A 24771-nucleotide genomic window follows, 5' to 3' on the forward strand; every position below is an offset into this window, starting at 1 on the left:
TAAAATCAAATTAACATTTTTCTAAATCATCAAAATGACGTCTGATTGTTTCTGCTGATGCAGGTTTTGTACACAAGCTCACTACAATCAATACCACCATAGCAATAATCCATGCCACGATTAATGGATTGAAACCAAATGTTAAAGATGTAAAAGTAGTTGTCAATAAAATATATACGATTTCACCAACGATTACAGACGCAAATGCACCAATTTTTGTTGCACGTTTCCAATAAAGACCAGCTAAAATCGGAGCTGCCCAAATACCTAAACCACCAAAAGAGAATAAAACTAATTGAAAAATTGAAGATGGTTTATAAATACCAATACAAATAGCTAATACGCCCAAACCAACTGTTACATAACGAGACATAATAAATGCATCTTTATCTGTAGCTTCTTTATTAAATATTTTTTGATATAAATCACGAGTTACAGCACTTGTGGAAGTAATTAATACACCACTTACAGTTGACATACCTGCAGAGAAAATACCAGCCACCATCAAAGAAGAAATTACAGGATGAACGCCTGCTTGTAAAATAAGAGGTACGATAAAGTCTGTATCTGTTCCTGTGAGATTAGGGAAAGACATTCTACCTGTTACACCACACCATTCAATGAGTGTAGCAGAAAACCACATACCTAAAGTTCCCAATAATACTGCTTTAAACATTACATTGTAGTTTTTCATAGTGAAAAATTTTGTAAATAAATGTGGCTGTCCAATTGTAAAGAAACTCCACATGATGATCATAGAAACATAATTTTGCCATGGCATAGAATTATTTTGTCCAGGATGAGATAATAAACTCATATCAGTATCTGCTAAATGCTGATTAATTACTTCAAGACCTCCACCTAATTGCAAAGATACAAAGAAAGTAACTACAGCTGTTGCTACCATTAAAATACCCTGAATAACATCTGTAATCATAATACTTCTAATACCACCTGCCATACAATAAAGTATAACAGTTATACCCATGACTACAATACCAACCCATTCTGGAGCACCAGTATATGTTTTAAAAATAATTCCAGCTCCAATTGTTTGCGCTCCCATCATTGGTACTAAGAATAAAATCATAATAATAGCCAATAACGCACGCATTAAAGTGGACTCATATCTATCAGATATGTAATCTGCCATAGTAAGCATACGATAACGATGACCCAAGCGAATTAATCTTCTACCAACAAGTAAAGCAGGAATAACCATACTAAAAGCAATACCTGGCACAGATACAGACATTCCAGCATAACCTACTTTATAAATAGTGCCTGGCACACCCATAAATGTACTCATACTATATTGAGTTGAAAAATATGCAAGACCACTAAGCAAAGCTCCTGCCTTACCACTCATTGTGAAATAATCTCTAAGAGTTCGAGTTTGCTTTGTAGCATAATAACCGATATAAGTCAATAAACCAAAATAAGTAATAATAACAGCTAAAAATGGAATAATATTATTATCTAATGAATGTGTCATTTAAATCACTCCTCATCATCAAATTCTTTATACTCTGGTCGTTTTTTACAACTTTGCCACCATAAAAATATGAGTATAATAACTACTAAACCATGAAAAATCCATCCAAAGATGAATAACGGAGTTCCCAAAAATGAAGGAATGTATTCAGTGGCATAATACCAAGGAAATGGCAACATTATTAACACATACATAAATAAAAAAATAAAAGTCCATTTCTTTTCAAAAGAATTACTAAATGGGTTCATAATAAAACCTCCCTTATCAGTATATAAAGTTTCACTAATATAATCATGCAATTTCCATGCCAAGTAAACATTTGTACATAGAAGAACCAAGAAACACTTAAAAATCATAACCTTTTATAAATTGATAAATACCATTTATTTTGATAATATAGGGTATATTATTATAAATTACCATTAAATTCCCATTAGGAGATAAATATAAAATGAAAAAATTAGTCATCATTTCTGTAGGATATAATACTGCTCATACTATTTATGAACAATTATGTAATATTCTTTATTCCTCAGTAGATATCAAATATTATTATTCATCTTCGCCTCCACCAACAAACTTAGAAGTTGACTTAATCCTCTATTCCAGCGAATATGCATTTGAAAGAATTAATTTTCGCCCTGCAAATGTACCTTATATTATTGCACGACGCTCTATAAATTATCATGAAATTGGCAAACTATTTAAACTGCCTAAATATAGTGATGTATTATTAGTTAATGATTCTAAAGATAGTGCAGAAGAAACTATTTTATTATTGCAAGCATTAGGTATAGACCATATAAACTATTATCCTTATTATCCTGGAATAGACAATTATCCTAAATTAAAAATAGCTATTACTCCTGGCGAAACTGAACATGTTCCGGGATTTGTAAATCATATTATTGATATAAAAACTCGCTTAGTTGATATTACTTCTATCATTGAAATTCTCACTCATTTTGATATTTTAGATAAATTCGCTAATATTTTATCAGCTAAATATATTCAAGATATTATTAAATTAATAAAAACAGGTAATAAATTATTAAAAGATAGTAGCAAAATGAAAGAAAGATTTAAAACCGTCATCAATAATGTTCATGATGGATTAATAGCTATCAATAAAGAAAATAAAATATCTGTTTTTAATCCTATTGCTGAAAAAATCTTTGCTCAAAAAGCGACGAAATTAATTGGGCAAGATAGTGAAAATTTCTTAGATGATACTTTTTTCCAAACAGTAAATAATCCTCGAAAAGAAGGTATATTAAAATTGCCTTCTCATGAACTTTTAATATCAGAAATTCCCCTCTATGCTAAAAACAGCGATAATGGCAAATTATTTGTATTAAAAGATGTATCCGAAATTCATCGCCTTGAAGAATCAGTACGTCGTCGTTTATACCAAGAACAAAATATTGCACGTTATGATTTTTCTCATATCGTTGGTAAAAGTCCAGCACTACAAAAAGTATTATCACTCGCGCAAAAAATGGCAAAATCCGACTCTACAGTATTTATCCAAGGTGAATCTGGTACGGGTAAAGAATTATTAGCTCAAAGTATTCACAATGCTTCCAATCGCAGTTCAGGACCTTTCGTCGCCATTAATTTTGCTGCACTTTCAGAAACACTTTTAGAATCAGAATTATTTGGTTATGTAGAAGGTTCTTTCACAGGTGCTAAAAAAGGCGGTTCTTCGGGTTTATTTGAAGCAGCTCATAAAGGAACATTATTTTTAGATGAAATTGGTGATGCCCCTTTGCCATTCCAAGTGAAATTATTGCGTGTCCTTCAGGAACGTCAAATTCGTCGTGTAGGTAGTATAAAAATAATTCCTATTGATGTTCGCGTCATTGTTGCCACTAATCACAATTTAAAAGAACATATCAAAGCTGGATTGATGCGAGAAGATTTATATTATCGCTTAAATGTACTTCCTATAAAAATGCCTGCACTGCGTGAACGCAAAGAAGATATTTTACCACTTGCATATAATTTTTATAAAAAATATAAACCTTTATCTTTAGATGCCAAATTATATTTTTCTAATATAAAAATTTGTCTTCAAAACTATTCATGGCCTGGAAATATTCGTGAACTTCAAAATGTAGTTGAATATCTAGCTAATATTTGCCCTAATGAACCACCTCAAAGCAGTGATTTGCCAGAAGATATTAAATCTGAAATTTTTAAAACTCCTAATGATATCATTGATTTAAAAGAAGAAATTTTTGCTGAAATCAAACGTTGTAATACACTTCGCCAACCTGTTGGTCGACGTTCCTTAGCTCATAAATTCTCCGTTTCTGAAAATAAAATCCGTGAAGTTTTAAACGTCTTACATGAAGAAAACCGCATTCAAATAGGTTTTGGTAAATACAGTTTAAAAGTCATTTAAAATCATTACTATAAAATTATTTTCTTGACCTAAAGTAAACTCCAAGATGTATGATTAAAATAATAATAAAATCATTTACAGGAGGAGATTTTTATGAAAAAATTTTCTAGACGTGATTTTTTCAAAGTAGCCGGTGGTGCAGTTATTGGAGCAGCAACTTATGGCTTAACGGATAATATTTCTCATTCTTTTGCTCAATCACCAGTAATAGCTAGTACCAAAATCAATAATGACAATTATATTGGCTCTAAAGCCAAAGTATATTTTTCTTCTTAAATTAATACAGATAGTCTGCTAAAATTATATAACTTAATCAATGAAGGTATTTATGGAAAAACTGCTATAAAACTTCATACAGGCGAAAAAAATGGTCCAAATATTTTGCCTAGAGATATGGTTTGCGTTTTTCAACAACATGTTCCTAATAGCAATATAGTTGAAACAAATACCTTATATAAAGGTGATAGATATACTACCGAAAGTCATCGAGAAACCTTAAAAGTTAATGGTTGGGATTTTTGCCCTGTAGATATAATGGATGAAAATGGTACTGTTATGCTCCCTGTACGCAATGGCAAACATTTTCAAGAAATTTCAATGGGAAAAAATATCGTTAATTATGATTCTATGATTGTATTAACCCATTTCAAAGGTCATGCTATGGGTGGATATGGTGGTTCCATGAAAAATATCGCTATCGGTTGTGCTGATGGTAGAATTGGTAAATCAATGGTTCATGGCGTTTCATTTGATAATCAACCTGCTGACTGGGGACGATGGCCAAGTAAAGGGCGTCTAATGGAAAATATGGCCGAATCAGCAAAAGCTGTTATTGATTATTTTGGCAAACATATCGTTTTTATTAATGTTTTACGTAGAATGTCTGTTGATTGTGATTGCGCTGGATTATCTGCTGCTGAACCTACAATCCCAGATATTGGTATATTAGTCTCAACTGACTTACTTGCTATAGACCAAGCCTCTATTGATTTAGTATATGCTCAACCAAACAATCAAGATTTAGTAGAACGTATTGAATCGCGTCATGGATTACATCAATTGACCGCTATGCGCGATTTAAAAATGGGTAATCCTCAATATGAATTAATTTCTATTGATTAAAAATGATTAAAGACACTATCTATTAAATTTAAAATCTAATATCATGATTTTAATTTCCAAAACAAAAAGACTTATTACTAAACAATTTGTAAGTAATAAGCCTTTTTGTTTAAATATTAGATTTATAAATTATATGATTAGAAATAAAATTCCATTTGTGCACGGAAAATATCTACATCTTGTCTACCTTCTGTACTTGTTGCATTTACTTGTGTACCTGTTGTGTAGAATACTTCTATTGTTGTATTTTCCATTGGTACATAGTCAAAGCCAAGTGTCCATCCTCTTACGTTTTCAGTATAGTCTACTGTTGCATCTATTGTTGAGAATGCACCTACATTTCTATAATTTGTGAAGATTGCAAAGGAACCTACATCACTTGGATTGTGTTGTTTATAGCGAAGTTCACTAAACCATCCATCATTTACCACTTCACTGCCAACACTATCTGTTACTCCATCTAAATCAGATTTACTATATGCTGCCATTAATGTTAAATTGTCTGCAAGTTTTGTATTAAATCCTGCTTCCCAAATATTTACACTATCTTTAAAGCCTTGATCTTCTACTGTTACTTCATTCAATCTACCATATGTTGCACCAATTGATGTTACTGGGCTAAGATTATATTTCAATCTAGCAGAGGAATACTCTGTTCCAAGATATGCTCCATATTCTCCACCTGATTTATTTTCGAATTTAGTTCCAGCTAATGTTCTACTATCTTTTAATCTACCATAAGTTAATGCTCCAGATAAATCGCCAGCTTCAAATGTATATTCTGCACCAGAAATTTCAGTATCGATAATTCTTCCGTATGAAGAAAATTCTCCATAACGACCTACTTTTAACATGCTATCGCCGAAATTACCTTCTGCATATATTTTATTTACTTGAATATCTTTGTCTCCATATGCAGTGATGCTATCGGATTTCATATTGTATTCTGTTTCAATCTGGCTTACACCTGTCCAATTGTCGTTTACTTTTCCTTTAATCCAGTATTCAATATGAGCATGACTTGCACTATCTTTATCCCAATCAGCTTTTGGACCAGTAGCATTGATATCGCCATCATCATAACGTAAACGAGCTGTTCCTGTGAATTTTACATTATCACTTTTCTTTTCAAGGTCTGCTACTCTAACACCTAAATTATCTAGTTCTTCTGCAAATTCAGCAGCTAACTTATCTACAATAGCTTTATCTGCTTTTTGTAAATCTTCTTTTGCCATAGCACGAGCTACAATCTGAGCCATTTCATAACGTGTCATTGTTTTATTGCCCTGGTATGTTCCATCTGGGAAACCATCAATTACGCCATCAGCAGCAAGTGTTGCCACTGCATCATAAGCCCAGCTATCTATCTTGAGGAACATCACTAAATGGATTGCTAGCAGCTCCTGCTACTCCCGTACTCATTAAAACCAAAGCAGATGTTGTAATAGTTAATGTAGATTTGTTAAACATAATAAATTCTCTCCTAAAATATAAAATTTTTATTTAAAATAAAGTTTTTGCCTATAAAAATAATATTAAAAATATTCAATCATTTCTCTTTTATTTACTAGAGATTGATAAAATCTCAATCTCTAGTAAATTCATTTATATAATTTATTTTATTATTTATTAACTTTTTTGAAGTGCCATATAAATGCAGCATAATCGCCTTCAATAACAGGACTTGGCATGCCTGCAAATAATTCTTTACCTTCTTCAGCTATACCACCAACAACTTTATCTGGAACATTAATGCCTACATACATTAATTCATCTCCGCCATAAAGTTTACCAGTACGCATATCTTCATAAATAGCATCAGCATCTAAACCTACAGCACAAATAGTTGCTAAATTATCATTTGGCACTGCTAAAGTTCTAAAGAAGCTTACAACTGCTTCTGATTTATCTTTAGCTACAAAGCTCCATGCTGTTTCATTATTTTCAAATGGACTTTGAATTCTATAGAAATCACCAAATTGGATAAGTTCTCTAACTTCTTTATAAAATGCTACTTGAGCTTTAGTTTGAGCTTTTTCTTCATCAGTTAATTTTGTTAAATCAAGTTCATAACCAAAATTACCACACATTGCAGAAATACCACGAGTAGCAAATGGTGTAATTCTAGCTACCTGATGATTTGGTACTGCTGAAACATGGCAACCCATAGCAACATTAGGATAAACCATAGATGTACCATATTGAATTTTCAAACGTTCAATAGCATCAGTATCATCACTTGTCCAAGTTTGTGGCATGTAGTATAAAATACCTGGGTCAAAACGACCGCCACCACCAGAGCAAGATTCAAATAAAACATTAGGGAAACGACTAGTAATTTCATCCATTACATGATATAAACCAAGCATATAACGATGAGCTACTTCGCGTTGACGTTCTGCTGGTAATACAGCAGAACCAATTTCTGTCATATTACGATTCATATCCCATTTTACATATTCGATATTTGCACTAGCAAGTACATCAGATACAGATTTAATAATATAATCGCAAACTTCTTTACGAGAAAGGTCTAAAATCAACTGACGACGTGCTGTAGAACGTGTACGACCTTCTATATGCAAACACCAATCAGGATGTGCTTCATATAATTTACTGATAGGACATACCATTTCTGGTTCAAACCATAAACCAAATTTCATGCCCATACCATTGATTTCATCAACAAGTTTTTTCAAACCGCCACGGATTTTATTTTCATTTACGAACCAATCACCTAAAGAGCGGTCATCATTATTTCTTTCACCGAACCAACCGTCATCTAAAACGAATAATTCAATGCCGAATTCACTAGCTTGTTTAGCGATTTCTTTGATTTTAGTTTCATTGAAATCAAAATATGTTGCTTCCCAGTTATTAATAAGAACAGGACGAGCTTTATCACGCCATACACCACGCATTAAGCGTTTACCATATAAATTCTGATAAGTATGACTCATACCTGTTAAACCTTCGTTAGAGTAAACAAGTACAGCTTCAGGTGCTTGGAATTCTTCTCCAGCTTTTAATAACCATGTGAAATCAAATGGATTGATACCAATTTGCATTCTAGCTTTGCTATACATATCAACTTCTGTATTAGCTAAGAAGTTACCACTATATACTAAACTCATAGCATAAACATCGCCATTTGTTTCAGTAGCATCTTTACGAACAAGAGCCATAAATGGATTTTGCGCATGGCTACTTGCACCACGACGACTTTCTACACATTGTCCACCGATGCGAAGTGGTGTACGAATGATATGACGTTCTCTAGCCCAAGAACCAGAAAGCTGAATCATTTCAAATTTACTATCTTTAAAATCAACGTTTGCACTCAATACACGTTGAATTTTTACATCATCAGCACTTTTATTTATTACTTTAACGCTACGAGCGATAGCATTATATTCTTCAAAAACAGTAAAGGATAATTCTACATCAACATTTTTTACTTTATCAGTTAATGTAATAATTAAAGTTTGAGCTTCTTTATCTGCTTCCACATATGTTGCAGGTAAACCTTCTAATGCAGGTTTGCCATCAACAATTTTATAATCTACATATCTAAAATCTGTAGCACTTGTACCATCAGCAAATTCAAGTTCAATAGCAGGACTACGTAAGTCTGTAGAACCATATCCAGGATATTCTTGTTCTTTAGACTCTAAATGGAAAGCATCTATATTATCTGTATTAGCAACAAAGCTAAACCAATCTTTTCTACGTACAGTATAATCAAGATTTTCAGATTTTAAAGGACGCCCCCAATAAAGATGGAGTAAATGCCCTGTTTCTAAGACTTTCATCAAATAACTTGTTTTAGAAGTTTTTAAATGAAATGTCTTTGTTTCTTGGTTAAATAAAATCATCTTTTATCCTCCTTGAATTAAAAAACTTCTTGCATTAATAACTAAATTAAAAATGCTAAGATTTTTTGCAAAATTCAATACAAATAAATCTGTAAACGTTTTCGCTTTTCTTGCTTAATATTATAATATTTATAAAAAATAAAATCAATGTTTTATGTTTCTAAAAATTGTATCTATGTTGTTCTTTTTCACTTAATTAAAAATTTTATTTAGCTAAATAAATTATGATATAATATACAAACAATAAAACATTTAAAGTGAGTGTGTTTTTATTATGATTTTAACAATAGAAAATTTATGTAAAACTTATGGAGAAAAAGTCTTATTTGAAAATGTAAACTTCAGCCTATCTTCAGGTGATAAAATAGGTATTGTTGGTGTCAATGGGACGGGTAAATCTACTTTTATCAAAGTTATTGCAGGTCTTATTCCTCAAGATAGTGGTAATATCATTGCTGGCAAAAATATAAAAATTGAATATCTATCACAAGATAAAATTTTCAATCCTGAAAATACTATTCTAATGGAAGTATTTCAAGGTAATCAACCTATTATGCAAGCGCTTTATGATTACGAAATCACTCTAGCTCAAAGTCAAAAAAATCCTCATGATCATAAATTACAAGAAAAAATTATTAAATTAACTAGTAAAATTGATGAATTAAATGGCTGGCAATTAGAAAGTGATGCTAAAACCATTCTAACTAAATTAGGTATTATGGATTTTTCTGCCCAAATAAAAACCTTATCTGGAGGACAACAAAAACGATTAGCTTTAGCTACAGCATTAATTCAACCATGTGATTTATTATTACTTGACGAACCTACTAACCATTTAGACAGTGAAACTATCGCATGGCTTGAAGAATACCTTCAAAAATTGAAATGTGCTTTAATCATGGTAACACATGATAGATATTTCCTTGATTCTGTTGCTACTAAAATTTTAGAGTTGGATAAAGGCAAATCTTATGTTTATACAGGTAACTACACTCAATTTTTAGAATTAAAAACTGCCCGAGAAGAACGCGAAGAAGCTTCAGAACAAAAACGTCAAAACTTTTTACGTAATGAATTAAAATGGATACGTCGTGGTGCTCAAGCTCGTTCTACCAAACAAAGAGCAAGAATACAACGATTTGAAGAAGTAAAAAATCAAAAAGTAAATATTGATAATAGTAAAATTGAAATGGGACTTGCAGGCTCTCGTCTAGGTCGCACTGTAATTGAATTAGAAAACGTAAATTATACTGTAGATAATAAAACAATCATTAAAGATTTCACTTATACAGTCTTACGAAATGACCGCATAGGTATTTTAGGACCTAATGGTTCTGGTAAAACTACCTTATTAAATATAATAGCTGGCATTTTGCCACCAACAACAGGAAATGTAAATATTGGTCAAACTGTAAAAATTGGATATTTTGCTCAAAAAAATATTGATATGGACGAAAGACTTCGCCCTATTGAATATATCAAAGAAGTTGCTCATCACATAACATTAGCTGATGGTACACAACTAAGTGCATCTCAATTAATGGAAAGATTTTTATTCCCAGGTACATTACAATGGACTCCTATCAGTAAATTATCTGGTGGTGAAAAACGTCGTTTATTCCTATTGCGAGTTTTAATGAGTTCTCCTAATGTTCTATTACTAGACGAACCTACAAATGATTTAGATTTACAAACCATGTCTATTTTAGAAGAATTCATTGATAATTTTAATGGTGCTATTATATTTGTATCCCATGACCGCTTTTTCATTGACCGCTTAGCAGATAAAGTCTTTGTTTATCAACAAGATGGCTCGCTTCGTCAATATCCTGGTGGCTATTCTTATTACAAAGGCATTGAAGAAAAAGAATTAGCTACATTAGAAAAAGGAAAAAATACTGAAACAAAAAATGCCATTTCTGATACAGAAAAAACATCTAAAAATACCACAACTAAAACTGAGCCCGTAAAAAAACTTTCTTTTAAAGAACAAAAAGAATATGCTGAAATTGAAGCCATAATTGCTGAAACAGAAGGAAAACTAAAAGTAGTACAACTTCAAATGAGTCAAAATGCTTCTGATTATGGCAAATTAAATGAACTAACAAAAGAAGAAACTGCTCTTCAAGAAAAATTAGATTATTTAATGGAACGTTGGGCATATTTAGAAGAATTAGCCGAAAATAGCAAATAAATCTAACAAAAAAGCTTTCTATTTAGTACAAACTATAAATAGAAAGCTTTTTTATTAATTATTAATTTTTTTGTAATTTATTCATGAATTTTTCATTATTTATAATAAATCTTTCATGTATTCCTTTACCAATAACTTTATGCGTATCTTTTGCTTCAACTATAAAAGTTAATTTTCTACCTTCTATTTTATCTAAAGTAGCTATAGCTATTACGACATCATCTAAAGCAGTTGGTGCGATATGTGATATATCTAATTTTATACCTACAGTACCTTCTCCTTCTTCCAAATAATCTTTTAAAGCCATGCAAGAAGCCTCTTCCATTAGCGCCACCATCGCTGGAGTTGCAAAAACTGGCAAGGCTCCACTTTTCATTATTTTCGCTGTATTTTCTTCAACCACTTTAACTTGTGCTTGTCCTTTTATACCTGTTTTTAAAGTTAACATTAATCTCATTCCTATTCATTTAAATATATTTTTTATTTTAACATATATTTAAAATTTATCCATAGAGTTTTTATGCAAATTATTAATTCATAAATATTCAAACTAATTTTACTCTTAAAACAATGTATACAATGTTTTATCTAGATTTTACATTGACTTAACATAACACTACTACTATAATGATAAATATGTTTTTAAATATATTGTTAATATGTTAACTGCATAAAATAACAATATATAATCCGTTTTTATGCAAAAAATAAATTTCAAAAAGGAGTCTTTTTAATGAAAAAGTTGCGCATTAATCTCACAGCTCAAATATTTTTAGGGCTAGTATTAGGTGCTATCTTTGGTTATTTTTTACCTGATATCGGGTCACAATTAAAACCATTAGGCGATGCGTTCATTCGCATGATTAAAATGATCGTTGTACCTCTTATTTTTAGTACTTTAATAATTGGTATTGCTGGTACTGGTGATTTCAAAAAACTTGGTCGTTTAGGTGGTAAAGCCATCATCTGGTTCGAAGTTGCTAGTAGTTTAGCTTTAGTTGTTGGTCTTGTAGTCGTAAATGTACTTCAACCTGGTGTTGGCGTTTCTCTTCCTTCCATTGGAGCTTCTGCTGGAGCTAATGCTGCCGCTACTGCAGAATCTTTCAGTATTTCTATGCACTTATTAAATATCATTCCTGCTAACATTGTTGAAGCTTGCGCTAAAAGCGATATGTTACAAATCATCTTCTTTAGCTGTTTCTTCGGTGTAGCTCTTGCTCATATCGGCGAAAAAGGAAAAATTGTTGTTGAATGTTGTCGCGGTGTAGCAGAAGCAATGTTCAAAGTTACACATTATGTTATGCTTTTTGCACCAATTGGTATTTTTGCTATGATTTCTTATACTGTTGGTACTTTCGGTTTAGAAATGCTTATTCCTCTTGGAAAATTAGTATTTTCACTTTATTTTGCAATAATCGTCTTCTTAATTATCCTTGCAATTATTGCTTCTATCATCACTAAATTAAATTTCTGGCATATCTTCAAAGTTTTACGTGAACCATTATTATTAGGTTATTCCACTGCAAGTAGTGAAGCTGCTTTACCACTTGCCATGAAATGTTTAGAAAAATTAGGTTTACCAAAACATGTCATCACATTCGTTATGCCAACAGGTTATTCCTTCAACCTTGATGGTTCCACTTTATATAGTTCTCTAGCTGTTATTTTCTTAGCTCAAATGTATAATATTGATTTTGGTCTTACTCAACAAATCATGATGTTACTTACACTTATGATTTCCACTAAAGGTATAGCCGGTGTTCCTGGCGCTTCTATCATTGTAATTGCTGGTACAGCTGCTTCTTTTGGTATTCCAACAGAAGGTATCGCTATTATCTTAGGTGTAGACCGTATCATGGATATGGCTCGTACATTCTGCAATATATTTGGTAACTGTATTGCTACAGTTGTTGTTGGTCTCTGGGAACGTGAAATTTCTCGCGGAGAAATAAAATCTTCTTACCAAAATAATTTTAAAGGTGATACTTTAGCATAATATAAATAAAAATAAAGCTCCTTAAAAGCTGTCCACTGACTTTTAAGGAGCTTTATTTATTATTTAGTTTTTAACCAAATAGCCATTTCATTTTCACCGCGATTAAACGCACAAAAATATGGTATTAGTTTCAACTTAATAATCTCTACATTTTCTTGTTTTTCCATGATATTTCTATATAAAATATTATTCCACTGTTTATCTAAAATTAATTTTTCAGCTTCTAATTCTAATTTTACAATGTCCCCTAAACTATCACTATCTTTATACTCATTTATTTTCTTATTTGTATCTATAGTTATTAAATGCAAATTATCTCCATTGTCCACACCTTCTGCACAATAAATAATAGGACCTCGTTGTATAGCAACTTTGCCATAATCTTCACGAACTAAAGGATTTGCACAAACAAAATTAGCTTCTATTTGTATATCAAAAATAACTATATCTCCTTTTTCCCAAGTTCTATCTATAATAGCATATCCTTTTTCTATTTTTGGTGTAAATTCCTTACCATTTAACTTAAATAAATATCTATTTGCCCAACTAGGAATACGTAAACCTAATTTAAATGTTGCCTCACTATTTACTTTAAAAGTAATTTTTCCATCCCATGGATAATCTGTAATTTCTTCAATACTTATCACTTGATTATTAATTTTAAAATCAGATTTATTACTTACATATAAATTGCTATAAATAACATCATCTTTTACTGTATACATATATTCGTCTAAAGAACTCAATAATCTAGCTAAATTAGGTGGACAGCATGCACAACCAAACCACGCTGGACGAACAGTTTTTACATGTGATTTACCTGGATCTTTATGACTTAATTGCGGAACAACTTCCAATGGATTTACATAAAAGAAATGTTTTCCATCAAGAGCCATACCATCTATAACTGTATTATATAGAGCTTTTTCCATTATATCTGCATATTGACTATCTACATCTAATTTCAACATATTATTTGCAAAAAAGATCAATCCTATAGAGGCACATGTTTCACAATACATTGTATCATTTGGCAAATCATAATCTGCAGTAAATGCTTCTCCTATAACAGTAGAACCTATACCACCTGTTATATACATACGTTTAGTAACAATATTCTTCCATAAACGTTTACAAGCTTCAAACATCTTTTCATCATTATTTAAACGAGCTAACATAGCCATACCTGTACACATATACATAACACGTACAGCATGTCCTTCAGCTGTTTCTTGTTCCAAAATAGACTTATGATTTTGATAATATTCCGGTTTAAAACTTTCCATACCTTCAATTACAGGTTTAGTTGAAGGATCTGTCTTTTGTTGTTCTTTAAAGAAATTTGGATTTTTCCCACGTTCATATAAAAAGAAATTTGCTAAGTTTTTATATTTATCATTTTTTGTAAGCTCAAATAAACGAAGTAATGCCAATTCTATTTCTTCATGTCCATCATATCCATGAATTTTTCCATCTTCACTGCCAAAAATATCATCAATATGATCTGCTAATTTACAAGCAATATCTAATATTTTTTGATTTTTTGTAACACTATAATATCCAACTGCTGCTTCAATAAAATGTCCTGCACAATAAAGTTCATGGCTTTGATATAAACGTTTATATCTACGTTCTGGTGCCTCTATAGTAAAATATGTGTTTAAATATCCATCACTTTGTTGAGCTTTTGCTAATAAATCTATTACCTCATCAGCAATTTTTTGTAAAGCATTATCTTGATGTTGATGTAGTGCATATGCTACCGCTTCTAGCCATTTATAAACATCACTATCTTGAAAAACCATTCCATAATGTTTTCCTTTGCTTATTCCAGCTGCAATTTTGAAATTTTCAATAGCATGGCTTTTCTCTGCTGGTATATGATCTGCATCTCTTTCTTTTTCAATTTTAATATCAGCTTCATCATTTAATACTGACCACTGAAAAGGTAGCATTTCTTCACGGATTAAATTTATATATTGTTGCCAAAATGGTGCTGTTATTTTTATTTTATTTTCAAACATAATAAATCTCCTCAACAATTTATTTCCATCTATTATTTTTTTATTAACTATTTCTTTTTGCTAAATCTAAAAGAATATTATTTTCATTTTGTTCATATTTACGATAAAAAAGCATTGGAATAATTCCACATAAGAAAATTATTGCAGGAAGCCATGTAAATACAAATTGTATACCAAATAATGCTGTTGAAGATTGGACTGCATTCGGCACATAACCAAATAAATTCATAACAGCTGCTGGAATAAAACCTCCTATACCAGAGCCAGCTTTGATACAAAATGCACTTCCTATAGCTGTTAAAAATCCACTAGCACGAATACCTGTCTTCCATTCTCCAAAATCAACTGTATCTGAAAGCATAGCAAATGGCATTGAACATGCTATACCTTGCCCTAAAGAAGCAATAATCCAAAAAACAATCATTAATTCTATATTAGTGCCTACAAAGAAAATACCAATATGTCCACCTGCTACTAAAATAAAACCTAAAATCATTGTTCCATATTTATTAAATCTTTTTACTAATAATGGAATAGAAATCATACCTATAACTTGAACCAACATTATTCCATTTATAAATACTGTTAAACTCTTATCTCCTAAATAATATTGACAATAATATACTACAGTGGATAAACGTATAGTTAATGCTATCCAAAAAATCAAATTAGCTATAACAACCAATATCCATGGCCAATTACCTTTTATAGCTTTTACACTATCTTTTATTGGTATACTTTTTATTTTCTCTACGTTAACTTCACGTAAATTCTTAAAAGCTACTATAAATAAAACAATAGCAATAATACCAAAAAATGCTAATGTATATGAAAATCCTTTTTGTTCATTTCCTTCACCAAAAAAAGCAACTAACGGTAACGTAAAAGTCATACAAATAAATGCTCCTATATTACCGCCAACCATACGAAATGTATTTAATATAACACGCTCACCTGGACGACGAGTTAAATTTGGTAATATTGAAGTAATTGCTGTTTGTATCCCCGTATAAAAAATTCCTGCTAATATATAAGTAACTACAGCATAAATTATTTTTGTTGTACCTGATAAAGCTGGTGTAGTAAATGTAAGCCACATAAATACAGCAAACGGTACACATAACCATAAAAAGTATGGTCTAGATTGTCCATATTTAGATTTAGTATGGTCAACAATAAAGCCCCAAATTGGAGCATCTATAGCATCTAATAAACGAGTAAATAACAAAATAGCTCCAGCTGTAGCAACAGATAAACCAAAAACATCCGTATAGAAATACAATAAATAAGAACCTATTATACAATATAATAAATTTCCGCATCCATCAGTCAAGCCATAACTCAAACGACCAGATAATGGTACTTTATGATTAATTTGATTATTACTCATATCTAAAACCACCTTATTTTTTTTAGTCACGTAACTTTTAACTGTTTATATTTTATATAATTATTTGAAAACTTTAAATAAATAAAATTAACATTTAATAGTATAATATTAGCATAAATAATATAATAAAATTATCATAACTAATAAAAAAATATATAGTATAATATTAATAAACATCAATATTATGCTTAATTTCAAGTTTTATTAGTATAATAAAATTAATATTTGAGGTGATTTTTTGTATATTATTTTTACTTGTCCACCTTTACCTCATTTAATAGTAGGAGGTAAATCATTATATCGAGTAGGCGATTTACATTTAAGAAGAATCATGCCGTCTACATTTGACTTAATATTTGTAACTGCTGGCAAGCTGTATTTAGAAGAAAATTCTCAAAAATATATTCTCAAAAAAGGAGAATTCTTGATTTTGCCACCAAATAGATTACACAAAGGATATAAATGTTGTGATGAAGCTACAGATTTCTTTTGGCTACATTTTTATACTACTGGTAAATTCAAATATATGGATAAACCTATCTATGATAAAAACCATAAACAAAAAGCAAATTATCAATTTACTAAAGAACCTTTCCATATATCACTACCTCAACATGGTTCACTAACAGCCGAACAACAATCTCAAATGGCTGAATATATGAATACTATCGTTCAAGTAAAAATTGATAAAACTAAACCCAAAAAAGATTTCTATTCTTCAACTGTTTCTCAATTAAAGAGCCAACAATTATTTTTTTCCATTCTAAGTATTCTTTGTGATATTCATGAGCCAAATACCAAAAATGTAGCAGAAAAAATTTATGAACATTTTTCTCTATTTTATACAGAAAGCTTCGATTTAAAAAAACTATCTGATGAATATGCTTTTCATCCTACACATATAATTCGTTGCGTGAAAAATAAATATGGCTTGAGTCCACTACAACTACTCTTGCACATACGCATACAAAAAGCTAAAGAATTATTAACATACACAAATTTTTCTATTAATAAAGTGGCTATATCTGTAGGATTTGATGATAATGCATATTTTACTAAACAATTTAAACGTATAGTTGGCACTGCTCCTACAAATTATAGAAAGCAACAACAAATAAATAAAATCTAACTATTTTTAATTAAAATAGCTATAATAAAACAAAAATGCTATAATAAAACATATTGTAAAGGAGGACATATGGCTACAAAGAAAAAATTTTACGCAGTAAAAAAAGGTTATCAAACAGGAATATTTACTACTTGGGCTGAATGTCAAAAACAGACACAAGGTTTTAAAGGAGCATTATTTAAATCTTTTCCCACAAAAGAAGAAGCTCAAAACTATTTAGAAGATAAACCTTCTGTCAATATTTCTGAACAAGATGATGACCGTTATTATATTTATGTAGATGGTTCATATATAAATGGTGAATATAGCTGGGGTATGGCTATTTTTTATAAAGGTAAATTAATAGATACTTTCAACGGAAAAGGCACTTCCATAGATGCTAGTGAGTTACATAACGTAGCTGGAGAAATTCAAGGCGCTATGGAAGCTACCAAATGGGCTATTGCTCATGATGAAAAAATTGTAATCTGCCATGATTATATTGGTTTATCTGAATGGGCTTTAGGCAATTGGAAAACAAATAAAGAATTGACCAAAGCATATGCTGAATTTATGAAACCATATTTACATTTAGTAACCTTCAAAAAAGTAGCAGGTCATACAGGAGTATTAGGTAATGAACTTGCTGACAAATTAGCTAAACAAGCTTTAGGTTTATAATAAATTACTTAATAAAAATTAGAGGAGGAATAAAAATTTGACTACTACAGATAATTCATTGACTTTAGGTATAGAATCTAGCTGTGATGAAACTTCTGTTGCTATCTTACGCGGTGGCAGAGAAATACTAGCTAATGTAATTTCTACTCAAATTCCAATTCATCAAAAATTCGGAGGTGTCGTTCCTGAAATCGCCTCTCGTAAACATATTGTTAATATCATGCCTGTTTTAGATGAAGCACTTCATAAAGCAAATGTTACTTTAAAAGATATTGATCGCATTGCTGTAGCGTATGGCCCAGGATTAGTAGGTGCTTTACTTGTAGGCGTATCTGCTGCCAAAACTTTGGCTTTTGCTTTAGATAAACCACTAATTGGCGTAAATCACTTAGAAGGTCATATCTTCGCCAATTTCTTATCCACACCTGAACTTCAACCACCATTTATGGCTCTCGTAGTTTCTGGTGGACATACTTCCCTAGTTCACGTAAAAGACTATAATCATTTTTCCCTAATGGGACAAACTCGTGATGATGCAGCTGGTGAAGCTTTTGATAAAGTAGCTCGTGTAATGGGATTACCTTATCCAGGTGGCCCTCAAATTGATAAATTAGCTAAAGAAGGAAATTCTGATGCTATTGATTTCCCTATGGCATTAAATGAAAAAGGTAACTATGAATTTAGCTTCAGTGGTCTAAAATCGGCTGTGCTCAATTATTTAAACAATATGAAAGCAAAACGCATCGAAATCAACAAAGCTGATGTTGCTGCTTCCTTCCAAAAATCAGTAGTTAATATCCTAGTGCATAAAGCTGTAGAAGCAGCTCGTCAAACCAACATGACAAAACTAGTACTTGCCGGTGGTGTAGCAGCAAATAGCTCCCTAGAAGGACATCTCCAAAAAGCCTGCAAAGAAAACGGTCTAGAATTTTACTACCCAAGCAAAATTTTATGCACAGACAACGCTGCCATGATAGCCTGCCGTGGCTACTACCAAGCCCAAGCAGGAGACTTTGCCGATAGCAACCTAAACGCTATCCCTTATCTAGAATTAACTGACAAAAAATAGGGATTTATTCATTTCTTTGGTGCCAAAGAAACGAACGAAAGAAATCACCGCAGATAAAATTTTAATTTTGAAAATAATTATCACTTCATACAACGCTTAGAAACTCGCTTCGCTCAAACATTCAGACTAAAACCGTATTCAGTGATAATTATTTTCAATAATCTTGCGATTACCATTAAAATTTTATAATGCGGAAAATAAAAATTACAAATTATTATTTTATAATTGTTTTTTTAATAATACCAAAATTCCCCGCGTTAGTAGATTTTACGGTAGCTAAAAGCTATTGGCAAAGATGAAATCATGGATACGGTTTTAGTCCAACTGTCTGAGCGAAGCGAGTTTTGAGCGTTGTAGACATGATTTCATCTTTGCCAAAGTAAAATCTAATATTGCGGGCATATTTTCTTTTTGATTCGTTTTTCTTTTAAATAAAAGAAAAATGAATAATCTCTTATGAGTGGGCGATTTTTTATGTTGGAGATATTTTCTGATACTTCGTTATTATTAGCTATTGGTATAGCTTTTATTTCTACATTAATCCAATCCTTGACGGGTTTTGGATTTGCTATTGTTTCTACGCCATTACTTTTAATGGTCTATGATGCCAAAGAAGTCGTTGTACTTTTGCAATTTTTATCTGTCGTTCTTGATACTGTTTTTGTCTTTTTTGTCAAAGATAATATTGATTGGCATTTTCTAAAACCATTGCTGATTGGTTCAGTAATAGGTCATCCTATTGGTATTCTTATCTATCTATTTGTGCCTACTATAGGATTAAAAATTTTCATTGCTTGTGTTATTTTATCATTCTTATTTCTTACCAAAATTTATCGTAAACAACTGACTGAAACTTCCTGTAAAACTGGTGTTGTTGGTTGTCTATCTGGTATTTTAAATACTTCTACCAGTATGAGTGGTCCACCGCTTATTATTTATTTAACATCTACTAATCGTGATAAAACTTCTTTGCGTGCCACTTGTATTGCTTATTTTACTATTATTAACTACCTAGGTATCCTTGCTTTTTACTTAGCAGGAAAAGATTTTTCATTTGCTATTGAACAAAGTATTTATATCGTTCCATTCTGTTTTATTGCTTTATGGTTAGGTAATAAATTATTTCCTTATATTTCTCAAAAAATGTTTAATCGACTCGTCTTCGTTATGTTATTATTCAGTGCTTTATATACTATTTATTCAGCTATCAATTAAAGGAGAACTATATGAATAAAGTTGCCGTTGTTACTGGTGGCGCTAGAGGTATTGGCAAAGCCATTTGTGATGAATTCAAAGCTCAAAATATTACAGTATGTACTATTGATATTTTATCTAATGATTATTTTGTTGGCGATATTGCTGATGAAAAAATATTGACGCAATTTGCCCAAAAAGTAATTGATGAGCATACAAAAATAGATTATTTAATCAATAACGCTTGTCTTATGAAAGGTGGCTTAGCTACTGCTTCTTATGAAGATTTTCTCTACGTACTAAAAGTTGGTGCTGTAGCTCCTTTTATGCTTACTAAATTATTTATGAACCATCTTCAAGACAATGCTAGCATCGTAAATATTTCTTCTAGCCGTCATTTGATGAGTCAAGCAGATACTGAAAGTTACACTGCTGCTAAAGGAGCAATCTCTTCACTAACTCATGCTATGGCAGTTACATTGCGTGGAAAAGCTCGTGTAAACAGTATTTCTCCTGGTTGGATAGATACTACAAATAGTGAATTTTCCTCAGCAGATAAACTTCAAGTTGGCGTACCCAAAGATATTGTAAATGCTGTGATGTTTCTTTGCAGTGAGAAATCTTCATTTATTACTGGTCAAGATATCGTCGTTGATGGTGGCATGACCAAACAAATGATTTATCATGATGATTGCGATTGGTATTACAATAAATAAAGGTATTCTTCCTTGATACACAGAATTATATTATATAAATATTTATAATATAAAAATATGTATATAAGTATAGGAGGAATTTTTATGGGATTATTTGATAATCTTTTAGGCAATGCCTCTAAAGCAAATCTTGATGATATCCGCCAAGATTACGCTAAATTATTAGCTAATGGCGAAAACATTCAACAGGCTTATGAAATTTTTCGTGATTTATTTATTTTTACCGATAAACGCCTTATCCTTGTAGATAAACAAGGTATTACAGGTAAAAAAACACAATATCATTCTATACCATATAAAAGTATAAGACATTTCAGCATTGAAACAGCTGGTCATTTTGATTTAGATGCTGAATTAAAAATATATGTTGCTGGTATGGATATGCCTATTAGCAAAAAATTTGATAAAAGTTTAGATATTTATCAACTACAAGCTATTTTAGCTGAATATGTATTACGTTAAAATAAAAAGCTGGGTTTAAAATCCTTTATAGATTTAAACTCAGCCTTTTTTATCAATAAATTCAATATAAAATTATGAGGTTACTCTATGCAAACACAAGATTATTTAGCTCAAGAACTCCAACAAAGTCTTGCTAGCGCTCTTATAGATGATAAAATTAATTCCTTGCCTGATTTACAACCACAGATAATCTATAATGATTATAATAGTGGCTCTAATCTATTAGTAGAACTACTTCAAGAATTACAAACTTGTAAACGATTTTATTTTGCCATAGCTTTTATCACTCAAAGTGGTTTAATTTGTCTTAAAGAATGTTTAAAACTACTTCAAGAAAAAAACATCACTGGCGATATTTTAACCACTGATTATCTATATTTTAATCAACCAAAAGCTCTACAAGAATTACAACAATATCCTAATTTAAATATTCGCATTTATACTAAAGAAAATTTCCATATCAAAGGCTATATCTTTGAACAAAATGATTATTACACTTTAATTGTAGGCAGTAATAATTTAACGCAAACAGCCTTAAAAGCAAATAAAGAATGGAGCCTAAAAATAAATTCTTTAGCAAATGGTGCTTTAATCAACAATACATTATCTCAATTTCAACAAATGTGGCAAGAAGCCATGCCTTTGACTGATATCTGGCTTAAACAATATGCTGATAAATATCATTCTTTACAAAAATTAAAAAGACAATTTGCTACAGTTCAAGAAAATATCTCTACTAATGATATTGCTCCTAATAAAATGCAACAGGAAGCATTAACAGCATTAGCAAAATTACAACAAGATAATAAACAAAAAGCATTATTGATATCAGCTACAGGCACAGGAAAAACATATTTAAGTGCCTTTGCTGTCAAAAAAGCCAATCCTAAACGACTATTATTTTTAGCCCATCGCGAACAAATTCTTAAACAAGCTTGTAAAACTTTTGCCAAAATAATACCAGATATCCAATATGGTATTTTGTCAGCTAATCATAAGGATTTTCATAAACCTTATCTATTTGCTACCATAAATATGCTAAGCAAAGAAGAAAATTTAACTCAATTCACACCAACACATTTTGACTATATCATCATTGATGAAACTCATCGAGCTGGTGCCAGTAGTTATTTAAAAATCTTAAATTACTTTCAGCCACAATTTTTATTAGGTATGACAGCTACACCAGAACGCACAGACGGCTTTGATATCTACCAATTATTTGACCATAATATAGCTTATGAAATTCGCTTAAACCAAGCTATGCAAGAAAATTTACTTTGCCCATTTCACTACTTTGGCATTACTGATATCACAGTTGATGATCAAGAAATCAATGATAATTCAACATTTAACGATTTAACTACAGACGCTCGCGTAACACATATTATCAATCAATCTAAATACTATGGTTTCAGTGGAGAACGTCTGCGCGGTTTAATATTTTGTAGTCAAATAGAAGAAGCCCAAATACTTTCACAAAAATTTAATGAGCGAGGATTTAATACCATTGCTCTATCAGGTAAAGATAGTCAAGAAACACGAACTAATGCCATTCATAAATTAGAACAAAAAGAACGCTCTACAGGTCTTGATTATATATTCACTGTAGACATTATGAATGAAGGCATTGATATTCCTGCTATAAATCAAATAATCATGCTCAGACCTACAAAATCAGCCATTATCTTCGTTCAACAATTAGGTCGTGGGCTTCGCAAATATCCACAAAAAGATTATGTAGTAATTCTTGACTTTATCGGCAACTATCAAAATAACTTTATGATACCAATAGCTCTATCTGGTGATACTTCTTATAATAAAGATAATATCCGTCATTATGTAGCAGAAGGCAATCGTTTCATCTTTGGTTCTTCTACCATTCATTTTGATAAAATAGCTCGTCAAAAAATCTATCAAGCCATTGATAGTGCCAAATTAAGCGATACAGCCTTATTGAAAAATGAATATCTACAATTAAAACAAAAATTAGGAAAAATTCCTTCTATCTTTGATTTTTCCCAGTTTGGTAGTATAGATATTTTAAAATTCCTTGATAAATTTAAAACATATCATAATTTCTTGCAAAAATACGATAAAGATTACACAATTAGATTTAATACAATTCAAGAAGAAATTCTTTATTTTATCTCATATCGCTTTGCTAAAGGCAAAAGAATTCATGAACTCATAGCTTTAAAATTATTATTAAAAAATACATCTCATTTATTAATGGATATAAAGCAAATCTTAATTACAAAATACCATCAAGAATTTACTGAGCAAATAAAAGTTTCATTAATACGCAATTTAACTAATCTATTTACTATTAGCAATGAGCAAGCTAAATTTAGTAATTGCATTTTCATCAAAGAAAATGATAATGATTACATCATCAGTGATATTTTTAAATCAGCTTTACAAGATGAAAAGTTCTATTTTCAAATAAATGAAATTCTCGATTTTGCCTTAGAAAGATATCAAAAATACTATCAAAATAAATACAAAAATACTAATCTTGTTTTATATCAAAAATACACTTATGAAGAAGTTTGTTATCTATTAAATTGGCCTCAAAAAATAAATCCTAATGCCATGGCTGGTTATTTCTATGAAAAAACAACACATACCATGCCAGTATTTATCAATTATATAGCGCCAGATAAAAAAAGAGTAGATTATACTAATGAATTTTTAAGCAATACCTTGATTACAGCCTACTCCAAAAGCAATCGAAAATTAGACTCTAGTGATGCTAAACATATATATAATGCGAATAAAGAACAAAATAAATTATATCTATTTGTGCGCAAACCTAGTGAAGATAAAGAAGCTAAGGAATTTTATTTTTTAGGTGAAATCACAGCCCAAGGCAATCCAGAATTTGCACCTAAATATAATGGTTTTAAAATTCTCTATAAATTAGATACACCTGTTAGAGCAGATATTTTCGATTATCTTACAACCATAACCGTTTAAAATAAAAAGACATCTATAAAAAATGATAAGTTTCATAAACTTCCATTTCCATAGATGTC

18 protein-coding genes and 1 pseudogene are annotated in these 24771 nt (G+C 30.8%); 12 read left to right on the forward strand and 7 right to left on the reverse strand.

The genetic code is table 11. From position 1 onward, the window contains the following. Window positions 1-10: 10 nt before the first annotated feature. Window positions 11-1495 (reverse strand): sodium:solute symporter family protein, encoded by a 1485-nt coding sequence (locus GXM21_RS07175; protein WP_008537696.1) that lies wholly within the window; start codon window positions 1493-1495, stop codon window positions 11-13. Window positions 1496-1500: 5 nt separating this feature from the next. Next, window positions 1501-1743, reverse strand: a complete 243-nt coding sequence (locus GXM21_RS07180) for a hypothetical protein (RefSeq protein WP_008537694.1) — start codon at window positions 1741-1743, stop codon at window positions 1501-1503. A 203-nt stretch (window positions 1744-1946) separates the two neighbouring features. Between GXM21_RS07180 and GXM21_RS07185 the strand changes: the two genes are divergently transcribed. From GXM21_RS07185 to GXM21_RS07190, 3 genes are all read left to right on the forward strand, one after another. Continuing rightward, on the forward strand, window positions 1947-3902 hold the full coding sequence (locus GXM21_RS07185; protein ID WP_008537693.1) for a sigma-54 interaction domain-containing protein: 1956 nt from the start codon (window positions 1947-1949) through the stop codon (window positions 3900-3902). A gap of 93 nt (window positions 3903-3995) precedes the next feature. Beyond that, window positions 3996-4178, forward strand: coding sequence for a hypothetical protein (locus GXM21_RS13025; RefSeq protein WP_008537692.1), 183 nt, complete (start codon window positions 3996-3998; stop codon window positions 4176-4178). 117 nt (window positions 4179-4295) lie between these two features. Further along, window positions 4296-5024 (forward strand): DUF362 domain-containing protein, encoded by a 729-nt coding sequence (locus GXM21_RS07190; RefSeq protein WP_008537691.1) that lies wholly within the window; start codon window positions 4296-4298, stop codon window positions 5022-5024. 137 nt (window positions 5025-5161) lie between these two features. Here GXM21_RS07190 and GXM21_RS07195 read toward each other — a convergent pair. Next, window positions 5162-6446: pseudogene (locus GXM21_RS07195) on the reverse strand (S-layer homology domain-containing protein). 200 nt (window positions 6447-6646) lie between these two features. Beyond that, window positions 6647-8899, reverse strand: coding sequence for an alpha-galactosidase (locus GXM21_RS07200; protein ID WP_008537688.1), 2253 nt, complete (start codon window positions 8897-8899; stop codon window positions 6647-6649). A 274-nt stretch (window positions 8900-9173) separates the two neighbouring features. Here GXM21_RS07200 and GXM21_RS07205 point away from each other — a divergent pair, with 274 nt between their 5' ends. Then, a complete protein-coding gene (locus GXM21_RS07205) occupies window positions 9174-11093 on the forward strand; it encodes an ABC-F family ATP-binding cassette domain-containing protein (RefSeq protein ID WP_008537687.1) in 1920 nt (639 codons plus the stop codon). Between the two features lie 61 nt (window positions 11094-11154). Here GXM21_RS07205 and GXM21_RS07210 read toward each other — a convergent pair whose 3' ends face one another. Further along, window positions 11155-11541 carry a thioesterase family protein gene (locus tag GXM21_RS07210; RefSeq protein WP_008537685.1) on the reverse strand — a complete coding sequence of 129 codons (387 nt, stop codon included), beginning with the start codon at window positions 11539-11541 and terminating at the stop codon, window positions 11155-11157. A 285-nt stretch (window positions 11542-11826) separates the two neighbouring features. Here GXM21_RS07210 and GXM21_RS07215 point away from each other — a divergent pair, with 285 nt between their 5' ends. Continuing rightward, on the forward strand, window positions 11827-13089 hold the full coding sequence (locus GXM21_RS07215) for a dicarboxylate/amino acid:cation symporter (protein WP_008537684.1): 1263 nt from the start codon (window positions 11827-11829) through the stop codon (window positions 13087-13089). A 59-nt stretch (window positions 13090-13148) separates the two neighbouring features. Here the strand turns inward: GXM21_RS07215 and GXM21_RS07220 are convergent, their stop codons facing one another. Beyond that, complete coding sequence (locus GXM21_RS07220) at window positions 13149-15113, reverse strand: glycoside hydrolase family 127 protein (RefSeq protein ID WP_008537683.1); 1965 nt, start codon at window positions 15111-15113, stop codon at window positions 13149-13151. A 43-nt stretch (window positions 15114-15156) separates the two neighbouring features. Beyond that, window positions 15157-16503, reverse strand: a complete 1347-nt coding sequence (locus GXM21_RS07225) for an MFS transporter (protein ID WP_008537682.1) — start codon at window positions 16501-16503, stop codon at window positions 15157-15159. Window positions 16504-16741: 238 nt separating this feature from the next. Between GXM21_RS07225 and GXM21_RS07230 the strand changes: the two genes are divergently transcribed. The 7 genes from GXM21_RS07230 (at window position 16742) to GXM21_RS07260 (ending at window position 24712) form a co-directional block, all read left to right on the forward strand. Next, the gene (locus GXM21_RS07230; protein ID WP_008537681.1) at window positions 16742-17632 is read left to right on the forward strand and encodes a helix-turn-helix domain-containing protein; all 891 of its coding nucleotides are present in this window, start codon (window positions 16742-16744) and stop codon (window positions 17630-17632) included. Window positions 17633-17701: 69 nt separating this feature from the next. Continuing rightward, entirely contained in the window at window positions 17702-18292 is a 591-nt protein-coding gene (locus GXM21_RS07235; RefSeq protein WP_008537680.1) for a ribonuclease H1 domain-containing protein, read from the forward strand. A gap of 37 nt (window positions 18293-18329) precedes the next feature. Next, window positions 18330-19361 carry a tRNA (adenosine(37)-N6)-threonylcarbamoyltransferase complex transferase subunit TsaD gene (gene tsaD, locus GXM21_RS07240; protein ID WP_008537679.1) on the forward strand — a complete coding sequence of 344 codons (1032 nt, stop codon included), beginning with the start codon at window positions 18330-18332 and terminating at the stop codon, window positions 19359-19361. Between the two features lie 474 nt (window positions 19362-19835). Beyond that, window positions 19836-20576, forward strand: a complete 741-nt coding sequence (locus GXM21_RS07245) for a sulfite exporter TauE/SafE family protein (protein ID WP_008537678.1) — start codon at window positions 19836-19838, stop codon at window positions 20574-20576. 11 nt (window positions 20577-20587) lie between these two features. Then, entirely contained in the window at window positions 20588-21271 is a 684-nt protein-coding gene (locus tag GXM21_RS07250; RefSeq protein WP_008537677.1) for an SDR family oxidoreductase, read from the forward strand. Window positions 21272-21355: 84 nt separating this feature from the next. After that, window positions 21356-21733, forward strand: coding sequence for a PH domain-containing protein (locus GXM21_RS07255; protein WP_008537676.1), 378 nt, complete (start codon window positions 21356-21358; stop codon window positions 21731-21733). Between the two features lie 87 nt (window positions 21734-21820). Next, complete coding sequence (locus GXM21_RS07260; protein ID WP_008537675.1) at window positions 21821-24712, forward strand: DEAD/DEAH box helicase; 2892 nt, start codon at window positions 21821-21823, stop codon at window positions 24710-24712. Window positions 24713-24771: the final 59 nt, after the last annotated feature.

The organism is Megamonas funiformis, assembly GCF_010669225.1.
Classification (GTDB): domain Bacteria; phylum Bacillota; class Negativicutes; order Selenomonadales; family Selenomonadaceae; genus Megamonas; species Megamonas funiformis.